We start from the raw sequence: 15,985 nt of genomic DNA, 5'->3' as shown, positions 1-15,985 counted from the left end.
GTCTTTGCCTGTGAGCCCGCACGTCACTGGATTCCCGCTTTCGCGGGAATGACGTGAAGACACACGACGCGCCGGCATCAGCGGATACGGTGAACCACCATGTCGGCCAGGCCGTGCAGATGCGCGGCGCGCTCGCCCAGCGGCGCCAGAGCGGCACGTGCGCGCTCGCCCAGCGCTTCGGCCAGTTCGCGCGATGCGTCCAGGCCAAGCAGCGACACATAGGTGGGCTTGTTGTCCTGCGCGTCCTTGCCGGGAGTTTTACCCAGCGTGGCCGCGTCGGTGGTGACGTCCAGAATGTCGTCGACCACCTGGAAGGCAAGTCCCACGGCGCTCTGGTAACCATTCAGCGCGGCATGGAGCTCCGGCGACATGGGTTCGGCGCCGCAATGCGCCCCCATGAACACCGAAGCGCGCAGCAAGGCGCCCGTCTTCAAGCGATGCATCTGCTCAAGCTGGTCGCGAGCCAACACATGGCCCACGCTTTCCAGATCAATCGCCTGCCCGCCGACCATGCCCTGCGAACTGCTGGCAGCAGCCAGTTCCTTCAGTAGCGCCACGCGCTGGGCGGCGCTCGCGGGTAGCTCGCCAATCGCCGCGAACGCCTGGGCCTGCAGGCCATCGCCCACGAGGATGGCCATGGCCTCGCCATAGCGCACATGTACGGTGGGCTGCCCGCGACGCAGCAGGTCGTTGTCCATCGCGGGCAAGTCGTCATGCACCAGCGAATAAGCATGGATCATCTCGATGGCACTGGCGGCGCCATCGAGGATGGCGGGATCGGCATCCACCAGCTCGCCCGCGGCGTGGCAAAGCAAGGCGCGCAGGCGCTTGCCGCCCCCCAGCGTGGCATAGCGCATGCCCTCGTGCAGCGTCGCCGGCACGGTGTCCACCGCGGGCAGGTAATGCTCCAGCGCTCGCTCGGTACGCTCAAGGATCCGTGGCATCCATGCAGCCAGCGGCTCGGGCACCACGGTCACACCGGTCGAGGCAGGCCACAGCTGAATCGCTTCACTCACAAGCTCGTCTCCGCATCACGTCAATGAATGGCTTTCGCCACGGCCCGCCGGGCGGGCAGCTGCGCCATGATCTGGCGCGAGGTCACGCGCGCAAGCTCATCGGCCGCAAGAATGTCGTCCAGCTGCGCCGAGGCAGCAAGCGCCGGCAACCGGTCCAGCGTCTGCTCCACCACGCGGGCGATGTCGGTGAAGCGAATCTGTTCGTGCAGAAACGCATCGACGGCCACTTCATTGGCGGCATTCAGCGTTACGCTGGCGGCGCATCCGTCACGCAATACCTGCAAGCCCAGTCGCAGACAGGGAAACCTGGCCAGATCCGGCGCACGGAAACTCAGCTCGGCCATGCGCGTGAGGTCCAGCGGCGCCACGCCCGAATCGACGCGCTCCGGATGGGCCATGGCATGCGCAATCGGCGTGCGCATATCCGGGTTGCCCAGTTGCGCCAGCACCGACTGGTCGGCAAAGGCCACCATCGAGTGGATCACGCTCTGCGGGTGGATCAGCACCTCGATGCGCCCGGGCGGCATGTCGAACAGCCAGCGGGCCTCGATCACCTCCAGCCCCTTGTTCATCATGGTGGCGGAGTCGACGGAGATCTTGCGTCCCATCACCCAGTTGGGATGTTTGCAGGCCTGATCGGGCGTCACGTCATCGAGCGAGGCCAGTTCCCGATGAAGGAACGGACCACCCGATGCAGTGAGGATCAACCGCTCCACTCCCACGCCCGCGCTGCGGCACGCGCCCGTACCCAGGCACTGGAAGATCGCATTGTGTTCGCTGTCGAGCGGCAGCAGCGTGGCACCATGCTCGGCCACGGTGCGCATGAACAGCGCGCCGGACATGACCAGCGCCTCCTTGTTGGCGAGCAGGATCTTTTTGCCGGCACGCGCGGCAGCCAGCGACGAGGCAAGGCCTGCCGCACCCACGATGGCAGCCACCACCGTATCGCAGCCCGGCGCGCTGGCCACGGCACTCAAGGCTTGCGGGCCATAGGCCACCTCGGTGGAAAGGCGGGCCGTGCGCAGGCGTTGCGTCAGTTCGGCCGCGCCCTCGGCATCGCCGACCACGGCGACCTCGGGCAGGAAGGTCCTGCACTGTTCGAACAACCGGTCGATCTGCCGGTGCGCCGTCAACGCGAAGACACGGAAGCGGTCCGGATGCCGCGCCGCCACGTCCAGCGTGCTGGTGCCGATGGATCCGGTCGAGCCAAGAATGGAAAGACGCTGCATGCTCATCACACGGCCTCCAGCACCACCGGAAGGGGAAACACCGCACGTTCGCGGCGCCCTTCCATGGTGACCAGCTCGACCGGAGCCAGCTGCCGCAAGGCACGGATCACGTCGGCGACGGAGGCCTCGGGTGCCGAGGCCCCTGCCGTCAGACCAATGGTACGCGCATCCGACACCCATGACGGCTGAAGTTCACTGCCATCGGCCAGCAGGTAACCGGGCGTACCAAGTTCCTCGGCGATTTCCTGCAGCCGGCGCGAGTTGGAACTGTTGGGCGAGCCGACCACCAGCATCACGTCCACCTGCCCCACCAGCTCGCGCACCGCGCTCTGGCGATTCTGCGTGGCATAGCAGATGTCGCCCACGCTGGGCCCGGAAAGCCGGGTGAACCGCCGACGCAGTACATCGATGATGCGCCGGGTGTCATCCACGCTCAGCGTGGTTTGCGAAACATAGGCAAGCGGTGCGTCCTCGGGGAAATCCAGCGCTTCGGCCTCGTCGACGCTCTGCACCAGCACCACGGGCCCGGGGATCTGGTCGAGCGTGCCCACCACCTCGGGGTGCCCGGCATGCCCGATGAGGATCACCGTGCGCCCCTCCTGCGCGTAGCGCTGTCCCTGGTGATGCACCTTGGACACCAGCGGACAGGTCGCATCGAGCACCTGCAGGCCGCGCCGTGCCGCCAGCGCCTCGACGGAACGCCCCACGCCATGCGCACTGAAGATCGCATGCGCACCCTCCGGAACCTCGGCGAGGTCGTCGACGAAAATCGCGCCCTTGTAGCGCAGCTCATCGACCACGTGCCGGTTATGCACGATCTCATGATGCACGTACACCGGCGCGCCGAAACGCTGCAGGGCGCGTTCGACGATGTCGATGGCGCGGACCACACCGGCGCAGAACCCGCGTGGCTGGGCGAGTATCACCTTCATTTGGAACGCGCCTCCCTTGCCACGGCGCAACTCGGCCCGGCACCCAGTACCTTGTCGGTGAAGCGCTGGATGGATGCACGGATACCGTCCGCGTCCAGTCCGTAGTGATTGAGCAGGCCCGCCGGATCGCCGTGCTCGATGAACTCATCGGGCAGCCCCAGGCGCAACATCGGCACGCTGACGCCCGCGTCGGACAGGCATTCAAGACAAGCGGAGCCGGCGCCGCCCTGCAGGCACCCCTCCTCCACCGTCACCAGCACGTCGTGGGTCTGCGCCAGCTGCCGCACCAGCGCCTCGTCCAGCGGCTTCACGAAACGCATGTTGGCCACCGTGGCATCCAGCGCCTCGGCCGCGGCCAGGCTCGGCGCCACCATCGAGCCGAACGCAAGCATGGCCACGCGCTGGCCTGCCGCCTTGCCACTGTGACGACGCACCTCGCCCTTGCCGATGGGCAGCACGGTCATCTCGGCTTCCGTGGCTATGCCCGGGCCGGTGCCGCGTGGATAGCGCACGGCGCATGGCGCCTGGGTATGCACGGCGGTGTGCAACATCTGGCGGCACTCGTTCTCGTCCGAGGCGGCCATCACCACCAGGTTGGGGATGCAACGCAGGTAGGCCAGATCAAACGCCCCCATGTGGGTGGCGCCATCCGCGCCGACAATGCCCGCGCGGTCGATGGCGAATGCCACCGGCAGGTTCTGGATGGCCACGTCGTGGATCAGCTGGTCGTAACCGCGCTGCAGGAAGGTGGAGTAGATCGCCACCACCGGCCGCAGCCCTTCCGTCGCCAAGCCGGCGGCAAAGGTCACGGCATGCTGCTCGGCGATGGCAACGTCGAAATAGCGCTCCGGAAAACGCTTCTCGAACTCCACCAGTCCTGAGCCCTCGCGCATGGCCGGCGTGATGCCGACGATGCGCGGATCCTGCGCCGCCTCGTCGCACAACCATTCGGAGAACACCTGCGTATAGCTCTTGCGCGACGCCTTGGCGGAGGAGACCAGGCCGATGGTCGGGTCGAACTTGCCCGGCCCGTGATACTGGATAGGATCGGCCTCCGCCAGTTTGTAGCCATGCCCCTTCTGCGTGATCACGTGCAGGAACTGCGGACCGCGCAGGGTCTTCAGGTTCTGCAATGCGGGAATCAGCACGTCGAGGTCGTGCCCGTCGATGGGACCGGTGTAGTTGAAACCGAACTCCTCGAACAGGGGCGAAGGCACCACCATGCCCTTCATCTGCGACTCCAGCCGGGATGCCAGGTGGCTGATGGGCGGCATCGGCCGCAAGGCATAATGCACACCCCGCCGTGCGTGCTGGTAGAAGCGCCCGGAGATCAGGCGCCCGAAGCAGTAACGCAGCGCGCCCACCGGCGGCGAGATCGACATGTCGTTGTCATTGAGCACCACCAGCAGCGGCATGTCTTCGGTGACACCGGCATTGTTCATGGCCTCGAAGGCCATGCCGGCGCTGAGCGCGCCATCGCCGATCACCGCGATGCTGTGGCGCGGCTCGCCCTGCAGGCGCGCCGCATGCGCCATGCCCAGCGCCGCGGAGATCGACGTACTGGAATGCGCCGTGCCGAACGTGTCGTACGCCGACTCGGTGCGCCGCGGGAACCCGGAAATGCCACCCAACTGCCGTATGCCGCCCATCGCCTCGCGGCGGCCGGTAAGGATCTTGTGGGGATAGGACTGGTGCCCGACGTCCCACACCAGGCGGTCACCCGGCGTATCGAACACATAATGCAGGGCAATGGTGAGCTCGACGCTGCCCAGGTTGGAGGACAGGTGGCCGCCGGTGCGCGACACGCTTTCCAGGATGAACGCGCGCAACTCGCCGGCCAGCTGGTGGAGCGCCGGCATGTCCAGTTCTCGCAACTGCGCCGGTGAATCGATGGTTCGTAGCAACTCGTACACGACGGACTCTCCTCGGGGCTACCGGAGTCTCTAGCCAGACGGTTTTTGTTGTGAGCACTTGTGCCTGCCCTGGCCGCTTCCGGCAGCGACATGACGCTGCCACCTACCATCGGTTGATATCGGCTACACCGCCGGGATCACCCGATCCATCCTGCATCCTCCTTGCCTGCATTCACCTTTCGACGAAGGCGCGCTCGATCACGTAATCACCCGGCTCGCGCGTGCGCGGCGACGCCTGGAATCCGCGACCGTCCAACAAGGCGCTGGCGTCCTCCAGCATCGCCTGGCTGCCGCACAGCATCACGCGGTCCGTGCCCGGATCCAGCGGCGGCAGCCCCGCGAAGTCGCTCATGCGTGCATCCACGATGGCATCCGTAAGACGCCCGCGATGGTGAAATGGTTCACGCGTGACACTGGGGTAATAGACCAGCTTCTCGCGCACCAGGTCGCCCAGGTACTCGTGGCGCGGCAGTTGCTGCTCCAGGTACTCGGCAAACACCAGGTCGCTGGCGCGGCGCACGCCGTGTGCCAGCACGATCTTGTCGAAGCGCTCGTAGGTTTCCGGGTCGCGCACGATGCTCAGGAACGGCGCCAGCCCCGTGCCCGTGCCCAGCAGGTACAGATGCTTGCCGGGCTTGAGGTCGTTGAGCACCAGCGTGCCCGTGGGCTTGCGGCTGACGATGATGGGGTCACCGGGCTTGAGGTGCTGGAGCCGCGAGGTGAGCGGGCCGTCCGGCACCTTGATGCTGACGAACTCCAGGTGTTCCTCGTAGTTGGCGCTGGCGATCGAATAGGCGCGCAACAGGGGCTTGCCTTCCACTTCCAGGCCAAGCATCACGAAGTGGCCGCTGTCGAACCGAAACCCCGGGTCCCGCGTCGTACGGAAACTGAAAAGACTGTCGTTCCAGTGGTGAACTTCGATCACATATTCCGTCGCCAATGCCACCATCACAGCCACCGTTGCCAAGTGAAGAGATGCCTGCACGCGACCACACCCTTCGACGCGACGGGTCTGGCTGGCGTCGAGTGGCTTGACCGTTATTGTCTAGGTACAAGTACGGACCTACTGAAGTCAATCCTGCGCGACGATCTCTTTCGTCTATCGCCGCTTTCATGCAAGCCCATGGCGTAAAAGCACAAATCGTCACGCGTTTATCACGTTGCAGTTGCTAACGCGACACGATCGACATCGCTGTCATCCCTCTGCAAGACCCGCCGCGTTTCATGCCACGCATGCGCGCAACAAACACATCGCCACCACCGCATCGATGACAGCCCGCGCTGACCAGGGCGGATCGTCGCGCTACCTTGCACCCGCCGATCGCGATGCCACGCTGCATGGATGCAACAGGTGCGGCGGGCTCGCTGGTGCGCGTGATCGGGATGACCGGACAGCCATAGCCACTGTCAATGACCATCATCCCAACAATCAATTAGACCTATTGAAGCCAAACCCGTATTCTTAGGCTTCCACCAACCACAACCGACGGAAAAACAACGATGTCGTTGATCAATACCGAAATCAAACCGTTCAAGGCCAGTGCTTTCAAGGACGGCCAGTTCATCGATGTGACCGATGCCTCGCTCAAGGGCAAGTGGTCCGTGGTGGTGTTCTACCCCGCCGACTTCACCTTCGTCTGCCCGACCGAGCTGGAAGACCTGGCTGATCATTACGAGCAGTTCCAGAAGCTGGGCGTCGAAGTCTATGGCGTGTCCACCGACACGCATTTCGCCCACAAGGCGTGGCACGACACCTCGGATGCGATCAAGAAGGTGAAGTACACCCTGATCGGCGATCCGACCGGCACCCTCACCCGCAACTTCGATGTGATGATCGAAGAAGAGGGCCTGGCCCTGCGCGGCACCTTCCTGATCAACCCGGAAGGCCAGATCAAGCTGTGCGAAATCCACGACAACGGCATCGGCCGCTCGGCTTCCGAGCTGCTGCGCAAGGTCAAGGCCGCGCAGTACGTCGCCGCCCACCCGGGTGAAGTGTGCCCGGCCAAGTGGCAGGAAGGCGACAAGACCCTGAAGCCGTCGCTCAGCCTTGTCGGCAAGATCTAAGTTCACCACTGCATCACTGTCTTGCGGCCCGCTGCATCGGGCCGCACCGGACCCGGCGTCCTGCCGGGTCCAACTTCCGAATTCCAAAGCGCGCAACGCCCGGCCAGGCCCGGGTGCCGGTGGCGCTCACCCCGAATAAACGACGGAGTCACCCATGCTGGATGCCGATCTGAAGTCCCAACTGCAGGCCTACCTTGAAAAGGTCGTACACCCGATCGAGCTGGTGGCCTCCCTCGATGCTGGCGCGAGCTCGCAGGAGCTGAAGGCGCTGCTGGAAGACATCGCCCCGCTGTCGGGCAAGATTTCGCTGCGCCTCGACGGCACGGCGGCACGCAAGCCGTCGTTCACCATCAACCGCGTCGGCACCGACGTGGGCGTGAGCTTTGCCGGCATTCCGATGGGTCATGAGTTCACCTCGCTGGTGCTGGCCCTGCTGCAAGTGGGCGGCCACCCGTCCAAGGCCACGCAGGACGTGATCGAACAGGTGCGCAACCTCGACGGGCAGTTCCGTTTCGAGACCTTCATGTCGTTGTCCTGCCACAGCTGCCCGGACACCGTGCAGGCGCTGAACCTGATGAGCGTGCTCAACCCGAACATCTCGCACGTCGCCATCGACGGCGCACTGTTCCAGGACGAGGTAAACGAGCGCCAGGTGATGGCGGTTCCCACCGTATTCCTCAATGGCGAATTCTTTGACACCGGCCGCATGGAGATCGAGCAGATCGCCGCGCGACTGGACACCAACGCCCATGAACGCGCTGCCGAACGCCTGAACGCCAAGGCGCCGTTCGATGTCCTGGTGGTCGGCGGCGGCCCCGCCGGCGCGGCGGCGGCCGTGTATGCGGCGCGCAAGGGCATCCGCACCGGCGTAGCGGCGGAGCGCTTCGGCGGCCAGGTGCTGGACACCATGGCCATCGAGAACTTTATTTCCGTGCCGTATACCGAAGGCCCGCAGCTCGCCGCCTCGCTGGAGCAGCACGTGCACGAGTACGACGTGGACGTGATGAACCTGCAGCGCGCGGAGCAACTGATTCCGGCCACCACCGAAGGCGGCCTGCATGAAGTGCGGCTCGCCAACGGCGCCACGCTGAAGGCGAAGACGGTGATCCTTTCCACCGGCGCCCGCTGGCGCAACATGAACGTGCCGGGTGAACAGGAGTACCGCAACAAGGGCGTCACCTATTGCCCGCACTGCGATGGCCCGCTGTTCAAGGGCAAGCGCGTGGCGGTGATCGGCGGCGGCAACTCCGGCGTGGAAGCGGCCATCGACCTGGCCGGCATCGTCGGTCATGTCACCCTGCTCGAGTTCGACGGCAAGCTGCGCGCGGACGACGTTCTGCAGCGCAAGCTGCGCAGCCTGCCGAACGTGGACATCATCGTCAGCGCGCAGACCACGGAAGTAGCCGGCGACGGCCAGAAGGTGACGGCACTGCACTACACCGACCGCGCGAGCGGCCAGCATCACCAGGTGGCGCTCGAGGGCGTGTTCGTGCAGATCGGCCTGCTGCCCAACACCGACTGGCTGAAGGGCACAGTCCAGCTGTCCCCGCGCAACGAGATCGAGGTGGACGCGCGTGGCGAGACGTCCGTGCCGGGCGTGTTCGCCGCCGGCGATGTCACCACCGTGCCTTACAAGCAGATCATCATCGCGATGGGCGAAGGCTCCAAGGCCTCGCTGAGTGCCTTCGACTACCTGATCCGCCTGCCGGTGGATGAGCCCGCGAAGGAAAGCGTCGCCGCCTGACGCTGCTTCACCGCCCGGTCCCGCGTAGCCGCCCCCTCACGGCTCGCCGGGCCGGGCTTTTTTTATGCGCGAACGCAGCCCATGTGCGGCAACCTTCAGGCCACCACGGCATCCGACGGCTGTCCTGACCCGGCTGTCACCGGCCACGGATCGGCCCAGGCTGGCAGGCGGTCCAACCCATCCAGCCAGCGGACGATGTTCGGATAGTCCGCCAGCGGCATCTGCGCCCGGCGCCAATCGCATGCCATGGCAGCAAGCTGGAAATCGGCGACGGTCAGCCGGTTGCAGGCCACGAAGTCGCGCCCTTCGAGCCAGCCATCGAGGATGCCAGCGAGGCTTCTCACCTGCGGCATCATCGGCTCCAGCTCGTTCGGATCCGGCGGCCCCAGCTCGAAGGTGGCCTTCACCACGTGCTCGAAATAGAACGCGCCCACGGCGCGGGCCCAGTGATTGTCGTTCCATGACAGCCAACGCAGCACCTGCACCTGTTCATCAGGCCGGTGCGCTGGCCACATGTCCGAACCTGCCTTGTGGCAGAGATAAGCCATGATGGCCGACGACTCCCACAGCACGAAGTCACCGTCGACCAGCGTCGGCGCCTTGCAGTTGGGATTGAGCGCAGCGTAGTCGGCCTGCCGCATGGCGCCGACCTTCGCATTCATCCAGACGAACTCGGCCTTGAGCCCGAGATGCTTCACCAGGGCCAACACCCGGCGCGGCGCCTGTGCCTTGATCCAGTAGATCTTCATGCTGTCCTCCGTTGGTGTGAGTTGCCACCTGCGGCGACCCAGCATACGCAGGGCCAAATTATGTTAAAGAACATATTCTGGGGTGCTGCTATACCCACAGGCAGGAGGTACTCGCCATGCCCTACAGCCCTGAACACAAGGCCCAGACGCGCGCACGCATCGTGGAATCCGCACGGCGCCTGTTCAACCGCCATGGTTTCCAGCAGGTCACCATCGATCAGATCATGGCCGAGGCCGGACTGACCCGCGGCGCGTTCTACCATCACTTCGAAAGCAAGGACGAGCTATACGCCGCCGCCGTAGCGAGCTTCGCTGCGTGCAATCCTTTTTCGGTGAAGGTATCCAGGGGCGGCGTACCGCTCGACGACCCACGCCGTCTCGCGTACATGCTGGTGGACCTCTACCTCAGCGATGAAGTGCTGGACGACATCAACATGCATTGCCCGCTATACGCGCTGCCATCGGATGTGGCGCGGGCGGGGCTCGAACCGCAGCAGGCGTATACCGACCTGATCCGTGGCATGAGCGAGGTGTACCGCTGTGCACTCCAGGGCGCGAGCGATGCGGATCGCCGCGCCGAATCCATGGTGTCCCTGTGCGTGGGCGGCATGGTGCTGGCGCGCACCACCAACGACCCGGGCCTGCGTCGCTCGCTGCGCGCCTCCGCCAGGCACCAGGCACTGGCTCTGCTGAACGCCTGATCGGGCGACACACGGGCGTGCAGCCGCCCGCAGCGGCCACGCCGTCGTGATGACCCGCACAGCAGCGTGCCGCTGCAGCCGGCCCGTTTTATGACTGCAACTGCAGCAGCAGGCGCTCCAGCTCGGCGCGCATCTGCTTTACCTGGAACAGCGCCTCGTCGCGCTCGCGCACCACGTCACTGTGCACCGCCAATGACACGACGTGCGTCGCCAGTGTTTTCTTTCTTGCACGGTAACGACGCGCGCGCTCCGCCGCCGTCAGTGCATTGGGCTTGCGCGGACGCCCGCGCGGACGCTTGAACGTCAGGGGCAAAGCAAGCGTGCCCGGATCTAGTGGGTCAACCATGGCGCATCCTCCTCGTTTGCGCATACTTTACGTGACGTCACGTAAAATACAAGAAAAATCTTATAGAAAATCAGCCAAAAAGGAGACTTTCTTGATCTGAATTCACGTGATTTTCGTGTCGGCCCGCGTCCGCCTGGCGCGTTCACATGACGAGGAGCTGGCCATCGCTACCGTGCCAGACACCGACTACCAGACAAGGCGACCGGGCGGCCTCCTGGCGAGCGCGCCCACCGCGAAGAAGAACAAAGGAAACCGAAGATGGATTCGCTCTATGAGCTGTCATCACGGGCCATCCGCCGCCTGTACGACGCCCGCATCAACACGCCGCCCGTGCTGGACCTGGACACCTGCTTCCCCGACGGTCGGCGCTTCCAGAATGCATGGGAGGTGATCCGCGGCGAGGCGATGGCGATCCTGGAAGGCGCCCAGCCAATTCCCCGCTTCCACGAGATCATGCCGGCGCAGGCGGAGATATCAGCGACCGATGGGCGTGACTGGCGGATGTTCCTGCTCAGGGTCTACGGACAGGACATTGCGTCGAACCAGGCGCACTGCCCGTTCCTGTCCGAGCTGCTGGCCGCGTGCCCCGATGTGCTGTCGGCAACCCTGTCTTTTCTGGCGCCACACAAGCACATCCCGCGTCATTGCGGACCATTCCGGGGCATCCTGCGCTACCAGCTCAACCTGGAGGCCCCACTCGCCGACGATGGACGGCCTGCTGCCGTGTTGTGGCTGGCCGGCGAAGAGCACCGCCTTGGCAATGGCGAACAACTGCTGTGGGACGACACCTATCCGCACGAAGTGTGGAACCACTGCGAACAGACCCGCATCGCGCTGCTGCTGGACGTGCATCGCCCAGGCATGCCGCTGGACCTGCGCCTATTGTCGAGCGCGGTCACCAAGGGGGTCGGCATGGTCGCGCGGTGGCGTGGCTACGGCTGACCGGCTTCCATAGGGGCGGCACAAGACCGCCGCAAAGCGTCAGGGCGACGCGTCCGCACGGATGCAGTGGAATGTCGCTGCACAGCAGAGGATGGCGGCGCGAGCATCGCTTTTATCCATAGCGATCCCGCTCACCCTTGAGCAGCGTCAAACGCGTCCTGCCGTCCGGTTGAAAATGCGTGCCAAACCGCACCAGCCCCGCCTGGTGCAGATGACAGGTCATCATGAAGCTCAAGAGCATCCCCGGTTCGGCATCCGCGATGTCGATATCGACCGCCTTCAGGCGCGGCTCGTAGGTGAGCAACGTCTGCTCCATCACGCGCTTGAGGCGTAACGTGGAAGCCGGCAGATCCCGATACACCTCGGTCAGATCATCCAGACCATAATCTGGCAGATGCAATAGCCCGTGGCGACGACTGTTGAGAATGCGCTGAATGTTGTCCTGCACCGACAAGAACGTTTGCGTCGCCGGGTCGAAGTCGTCCACTGCCGCGCCATGGGCGAAGTACCCAGTCACCTTCTCGAACAATCCCGGCCCGCCACGACTCACGCCACCAATTCCATGGTCGCATCGAAGTCCACCGTCACGCCTTCGTCGTCCGCGTAACCGAGACGGAAGCACGACGGCAGCACATCATGCGCTTGGCGTACGAGCAGCTCGCGCGAGAGCACTGGCAGAATCTGCTGATCCAGCAGGTGGTCGATAAGGCGTGCGCCAGCATCGGGCAGTTGACAGGCGCGTACCAGGGTGGCGATCAAGGCATCGTCCCACCGCATCGCAGCCCCGAACCGCTGCGCGATGCGCTGCGCCACGGTGGCCAGCTTCATGCGCACGATGGCGGCCAGCGCGTCGGTCGCGAGTGGCTGATAAACGATGGTCTGAAAGCGCGCGAGCAGTGCCGGCTGGAAGTGATCCACCAGCGCGGGACGAATCACCTCCATAAGCTGGCCAGACGTGACCTCGCCCCCGGCATCCCGCAGGGTGGCTGCCGTGGCCAGGATAGCGTCGCTACCGAGGTTGGACGTCATCAGAATAACGGTGTGCCGGAAATCGATCTCTCGCCCCTCACCATCCCGCATCACGCCTCGGTCAAAGACCTGATAGAACAGGTTCAAGACGTCGCGATGGGCTTTTTCCACCTCATCGAGCAGGATCACGCTGTAAGGCCGCTGACGCACCGCTTCCGTCAGCACGCCGCCCTGCCCGTAGCCCACATAGCCCGGCGGAGAGCCCTTGAGCTGGGACACCGTGTGGGCTTCTTGATACTCGGAAAGGTTAATGGTGATGAGCGCTCGCTCCCCGCCAAACATCAGGTCGGCCAACGCCCGTGCCGTTTCCGTCTTGCCGACACCCGAGGGGCCAACCAATAGAAACACGCCGAGCGGCGCCTGGTCGGACGTGAGGCCCGCTTTGGCCGCGCGCAGGTTTTGCCCCAGCGTCGCCAACGCATCGCGCTGCCCCACCACCACGCGCCCCATGCGCGCCTCGAGCTCCAGCAAGGTTTCCAACTCGTCTTCCAGCAGGCTGCCAACGGGCACACCCGTCCAATCAGCGATCACACTGGCGACCGTGGTTTCGTCGACCTCGGCATGCACCAGCGCCTCCGCGCCACGCTTCGACAGCGAGCGATGCAGCTCCCCGATGGAGGACTCCAGGGCATGCAGCGTGAGGCCGTCGTCAGTGGCTTGCCATTGCTCACGCAGTGACTGCAATTGCGATACCGCCTCGCGCTGCGCGGCGCACCGCTCCGCCAACCGCTCCTGCTCCACGTCCAATACATCGAGCTGCTGATCAATCGCCGCCAGCCGTTCCGTCACCTGAGCGGCGAGGATCCCCTGATCCTGCCGCAGTGCCTCACGCTCGATCTCAAGGGCCCGGCGAGTCGCCTGGCACGCAGCCAACGGCACCGGTGTCGCCTCCATACTCATGCGCGCGCGGGCAGCCGCCGTATCGATAAGGTCCACTGCTTTGTCGGGCAACTGCCGCCCCGTCAGATATCGGCGCGACAGGCGAACGGCCGCGCCGATGGCGCCGTCGGTGATGTGCACCTGGTGGTGTTGTGCATAGCGATCTTTGAGGCCACGCAACATCAGACACGCGTCCGTATCATTCGGTTCGTCGACCTTGACTCGCTGAAACCGCCGCTCCAATGCGGCATCGCGCTCGAAATACTGCTTGTATTCAGACCATGTGGTGGCCGCGATGGTACGCAGCTCGCCACGCGCCAAGGCGGGTTTGAGCAGATTCGCCGCGTCGGCGCCACCGGCGGTGTTGCCCGCGCCAATCAACGTGTGCGCCTCGTCAATGAACAGCAGAACCGGCGTGGCCGAAGCCTGCACCTCATCAATGACGTTCTTCAATCGTTGCTCAAACTCCCCCTTCACGCCCGCCCCGGCTTGCAGCAGGCCCAGGTCAAGGGTGAGTACGCTGACCGGGCGAAGCGTCGCGGGAACGTCACCCTCGGCAATCTTCAGCGCAAGCCCTTCGACAAGGGCCGTCTTGCCCACGCCCGGGTCCCCCACCAGGATGGGATTGTTTTTGCGCCGGCGTACCAGGATGTCGACCATCTGACGAATTTCGATATCACGACCAAACACCGGATCGATGCGGCCATCCCGCGCCTTTTGCGTGATGTCGGTGGTGAAGCGACTCAACGCACTCGCCGTCGCCGAGGATGCCCCGGTGCGCGGAGCAACTGGCCCGACCTTGGCCGCCGCCGGCTCGCTCACCGTGGAATTCACCGGTGCCTCCACGGCGCCTGAGGCCTCCAGCGCTTCGATGGAGATGACGTCAAGCTCAGGCATCAACCGCGCGATCTGGGCTGACGACACCGTCAACAGCGGCCAGGCCTCGGGTGCGCGCAACAAATGCGGCTGGTCCGCCAGAGCAGCCAACAGATGCGCCGAGCGGATCGACGGTGCACCCGCGTGCGCTTCCAGAGAGGCACGCAGCCACGCGGCCTCCAGCCACTCACCGAGCCGTGATGACAGGCCCGGCTTGCCCCGGAGATCATGCGGCAAGCGATCGATCGCACTCAGCAAACCGTTCCAGATCGCATCAAGGTCAAGTTCGTAACGGCGCGAGATCGCCAGAAGATCACCTTCGCCTCGTTCAAGCAGCTTGATCAGCCAATGCTCGACCTCGATGTCGCGATGGGCGCGCGTCTCGCACAAACCGGCCGCATCACTCAGCGCACGTGCGCAGGTATCGTTGAGGCGGCGTAGAAACGCTGAAGGGTCGCGGGAAGTCATCGCAGGCATCTCGTGGAAAGGAAGATTCAAAGGAGGCCATCGGGTGCGACCGCCATAGTGGGCACGAAGCCCGGACCCGAAGGTCCAGGCTTCCACGGGAATCGGCCGCCTATCGGGCGACCGCCCGCACACGCGCTTTACGAGCGCTCGTTCCAGGTATCGGCATGCACGATGTTGCCGTCCTTGTACGCCCAGGTGATCTTTTCGTACGAAGCCAAGGCCGTACTGGAAATGGTTGTCTCTCCCCATCTGATGCCGGCACCGATATTGGACGAACGCGCGAGCAGCCTCGGCTATACCAGCTTGCTTCCCTCGGCGCCCGCCCAGCCTGCCCGTGGCCCGATCCGTATCCGGCTGGGCGCATGGAACCTACCGTCATGGCAGCCTTCAGACGGACGCGACCATCTCATCGAGGTGCGCTCACCGGATGCACGCGCATGACGCCTTCTTGCCTCCTGCGCCTGCCCCTGCTCGGGCTCGCTATCTTCGGAGTGACTGCCTGCGGTGTGGGTCAGGCGGTTCACGACGGCACCGTCAACACCTACCGGCGGGTATCGCCGGGTTACGTCAGCAACGCACGGATTGATCTGCGTTATATCCCTTCCACGCCACCGAGTGGAGAGCCGCCGCCGACCATCGTCGTCCGCGTCTATCAGCTCCGCGCGCCGGAGGCGTTTCTTGCGCTGAGCGACGAGCAGTTGCTGACGAACGATAGCCAGGCGTTGAAGGACGATCTGCTGTCCGCACAGGGCACTCGGCTGAGACCGTACGCGAGCCAAAGCCTCCACGAGCCGATGCACGCGGAAACGCGCGCTGTCGGCGTGGTGGTGTTCTTTCCGACACCCGACCAGCCGGCTGCCGCACGCCTGATCGTGCCCCGGAAAGGCTGGCCCACCACCGACCCGGTGACCATCGACATCACCGAACGAACCCTTCGTCGTCGCGACGGTGTAAGTGAGAAGTAGCATGGCCCCTCACCCGGCGGCTTAGGCGCCTGTCATGGCCATGTCGCCACGGGCCCGGCCTACCGACTGCAGCCACACCACACGCTGCATGTTGGGGCATCCCGCCGCGCCGTGAACCCCGCGAGGCCACGG

General features: G+C 64.8%; 15 protein-coding genes. 6 read left to right on the top strand and 9 right to left on the bottom strand.

Annotation, left to right across the window (positions count from 1 at the left end):
* Nucleotides 1-77: 77 nt before the first annotated feature.
* The 5 genes from HY57_RS12390 to HY57_RS12370 all read right to left on the bottom strand — a co-directional run bounded on the left by HY57_RS12390 (nt 78) and on the right by HY57_RS12370 (nt 6,042).
* Nucleotides 78-1,016: a polyprenyl synthetase family protein gene (locus HY57_RS12390; protein ID WP_019467255.1), complete on the bottom strand. Its 939-nt coding sequence runs from the start codon at nt 1,014-1,016 to the stop codon at nt 78-80.
* 20 nt (nt 1,017-1,036) lie between these two features.
* On the bottom strand, nt 1,037-2,251 hold the full coding sequence (locus HY57_RS12385) for a 1-deoxy-D-xylulose-5-phosphate reductoisomerase (RefSeq protein WP_019467256.1): 1,215 nt from the start codon (nt 2,249-2,251) through the stop codon (nt 1,037-1,039).
* On the bottom strand, nt 2,251-3,177 hold the full coding sequence (gene ispH / locus HY57_RS12380; RefSeq protein WP_019467257.1) for a 4-hydroxy-3-methylbut-2-enyl diphosphate reductase: 927 nt from the start codon (nt 3,175-3,177) through the stop codon (nt 2,251-2,253). Before ispH ends, HY57_RS12385 begins: the two co-directional genes overlap by 1 nt.
* Nucleotides 3,174-5,090 (bottom strand): 1-deoxy-D-xylulose-5-phosphate synthase, encoded by a 1,917-nt coding sequence (gene dxs / locus HY57_RS12375; protein ID WP_019467258.1) that lies wholly within the window; start codon nt 5,088-5,090, stop codon nt 3,174-3,176. The genes ispH and dxs overlap by 4 nt, the downstream gene beginning before the upstream one ends.
* Nucleotides 5,091-5,262: 172 nt before the next feature.
* Nucleotides 5,263-6,042 carry a ferredoxin--NADP reductase gene (locus tag HY57_RS12370; RefSeq protein ID WP_430536791.1) on the bottom strand — a complete coding sequence of 260 codons (780 nt, stop codon included), beginning with the start codon at nt 6,040-6,042 and terminating at the stop codon, nt 5,263-5,265.
* Nucleotides 6,043-6,590: 548 nt separating this feature from the next.
* Between HY57_RS12370 and ahpC the strand changes: the two genes are divergently transcribed.
* Both ahpC and ahpF read left to right on the top strand, forming a co-directional pair.
* The gene (ahpC, locus tag HY57_RS12365; RefSeq protein WP_019467260.1) at nt 6,591-7,154 is read left to right on the top strand and encodes an alkyl hydroperoxide reductase subunit C; all 564 of its coding nucleotides are present in this window, start codon (nt 6,591-6,593) and stop codon (nt 7,152-7,154) included.
* Nucleotides 7,155-7,308: 154 nt separating this feature from the next.
* Nucleotides 7,309-8,898 carry an alkyl hydroperoxide reductase subunit F gene (ahpF, locus tag HY57_RS12360; protein WP_019467261.1) on the top strand — a complete coding sequence of 530 codons (1,590 nt, stop codon included), beginning with the start codon at nt 7,309-7,311 and terminating at the stop codon, nt 8,896-8,898.
* 95 nt (nt 8,899-8,993) lie between these two features.
* On the opposite strand, the gene HY57_RS12355 is transcribed toward ahpF, so the two are convergent.
* Nucleotides 8,994-9,647, bottom strand: a complete 654-nt coding sequence (locus HY57_RS12355) for a glutathione S-transferase family protein (RefSeq protein WP_019467262.1) — start codon at nt 9,645-9,647, stop codon at nt 8,994-8,996.
* A gap of 116 nt (nt 9,648-9,763) precedes the next feature.
* Here HY57_RS12355 and HY57_RS12350 point away from each other — a divergent pair, with 116 nt between their 5' ends.
* Entirely contained in the window at nt 9,764-10,348 is a 585-nt protein-coding gene (locus HY57_RS12350; RefSeq protein WP_019467263.1) for a TetR/AcrR family transcriptional regulator, read from the top strand.
* Between the two features lie 88 nt (nt 10,349-10,436).
* Here HY57_RS12350 and HY57_RS12345 read toward each other — a convergent pair whose 3' ends face one another.
* Nucleotides 10,437-10,694, bottom strand: a complete 258-nt coding sequence (locus HY57_RS12345) for a hypothetical protein (protein ID WP_019467264.1) — start codon at nt 10,692-10,694, stop codon at nt 10,437-10,439.
* A gap of 258 nt (nt 10,695-10,952) precedes the next feature.
* Between HY57_RS12345 and HY57_RS12340 the strand changes: the two genes are divergently transcribed.
* Nucleotides 10,953-11,636 carry an aspartyl/asparaginyl beta-hydroxylase domain-containing protein gene (locus tag HY57_RS12340; protein ID WP_019467265.1) on the top strand — a complete coding sequence of 228 codons (684 nt, stop codon included), beginning with the start codon at nt 10,953-10,955 and terminating at the stop codon, nt 11,634-11,636.
* Between the two features lie 112 nt (nt 11,637-11,748).
* Here HY57_RS12340 and tssE read toward each other — a convergent pair whose 3' ends face one another.
* Nucleotides 11,749-12,186: a type VI secretion system baseplate subunit TssE gene (tssE, locus tag HY57_RS12335; RefSeq protein ID WP_019467266.1), complete on the bottom strand. Its 438-nt coding sequence runs from the start codon at nt 12,184-12,186 to the stop codon at nt 11,749-11,751.
* Nucleotides 12,183-14,888 carry a type VI secretion system ATPase TssH gene (gene tssH, locus HY57_RS12330; protein ID WP_019467267.1) on the bottom strand — a complete coding sequence of 902 codons (2,706 nt, stop codon included), beginning with the start codon at nt 14,886-14,888 and terminating at the stop codon, nt 12,183-12,185. The genes tssE and tssH overlap by 4 nt, the downstream gene beginning before the upstream one ends.
* Before the next feature lie 171 nt (nt 14,889-15,059).
* Between tssH and HY57_RS21960 the strand changes: the two genes are divergently transcribed.
* Together HY57_RS21960 and tssJ are read left to right on the top strand one after the other, a co-directional pair.
* The gene (locus HY57_RS21960) at nt 15,060-15,329 is read left to right on the top strand and encodes a hypothetical protein (protein ID WP_200873878.1); all 270 of its coding nucleotides are present in this window, start codon (nt 15,060-15,062) and stop codon (nt 15,327-15,329) included.
* Nucleotides 15,326-15,853, top strand: a complete 528-nt coding sequence (gene tssJ / locus HY57_RS21230; protein WP_019467268.1) for a type VI secretion system lipoprotein TssJ — start codon at nt 15,326-15,328, stop codon at nt 15,851-15,853. Before HY57_RS21960 ends, tssJ begins: the two co-directional genes overlap by 4 nt.
* Nucleotides 15,854-15,985 lie beyond the last annotated feature (132 nt).

Source organism: Dyella japonica A8 (genome assembly GCF_000725385.1).
Taxonomy (GTDB): Bacteria; Pseudomonadota; Gammaproteobacteria; order Xanthomonadales; family Rhodanobacteraceae; genus Dyella; species Dyella japonica_C.
Note: the sequence above shows the minus strand (reverse complement) of the source record. Positions and strands in the feature narration are given on the sequence as shown.